At 43.2% G+C, this 746-nt stretch carries 1 protein-coding gene; it reads right to left on the bottom strand.

All coding sequences use genetic code 11. The features are described 5' to 3' along the window. On the bottom strand, positions 1 to 746 hold a 746-nt coding region (locus tag CD113_RS10065), incomplete at both ends, for an Ig domain-containing protein (RefSeq protein WP_206167422.1).

Here is a 746-nt window from a genome sequence, read left to right as displayed (position 1 = left end):
ACACTATTTGTCACTGGTTGACCACTGTTATCTTGACTATCGATAACGATATTGTCGATTGGTGTGTTCACTTCTCTTGTTTGATCATCAATAGCTTTCACCGTTGGTGCTGTTGTATCCACTACTGTAATTGTGAATTGTGTTGTTGTTGTATTACCTTCGGCGTCTGTTGTTGTCACTGTGACTGGATACGTACCTACAGTCGTTGGACTGCCACTAATTGTGTTCGTCGCTTCATCAAACGTTACGCCATTCGGTAAACCACTTACACTATTTGTCACTGGCTGACCACTGTTATCTTGACCATCGATTGTTATTGAGTCAATTGGTGTATTAACTTCTTTCGTTTGATCGTCAATCGCTTTTACTGTTGGTGCTGTTGTATCCACCACTGTAATCGTGAATTTCGTCTCTGTTGTGTTTCCTTCAGCGTCTGTTGTTGTCACGGTCACTGGGTAAGTACCTACTGTTGTTGGGCTGCCACTAATCGTGTTCGTTGTTTCATCAAACGTCACACCAGCTGGTAAGCCACTCACACTGTTCGTTACTGGTTGATCACTATTATCGCTTCCATCAATGACAATGTTATCGATTGGCGTATTGACCTCTTTAGTTTGATCATCAATGGCTTTCACCGTTGGTGCTGTTGTATCCACCACTGTAATCGTGAATTTCGTCTCTGTTGTGTTTCCTTCAGCGTCTGTTGTTGTCACGGTCACTGGATAAGTTCCCACAGTCGTTGGGCT

Origin of the sequence: Staphylococcus simiae, assembly GCF_002902085.1 — a bacterium.
In the GTDB taxonomy this organism is placed as follows: Bacteria; Bacillota; Bacilli; order Staphylococcales; family Staphylococcaceae; genus Staphylococcus; species Staphylococcus simiae.
Note: the sequence above shows the minus strand (reverse complement) of the source record. Positions and strands in the feature narration are given on the sequence as shown.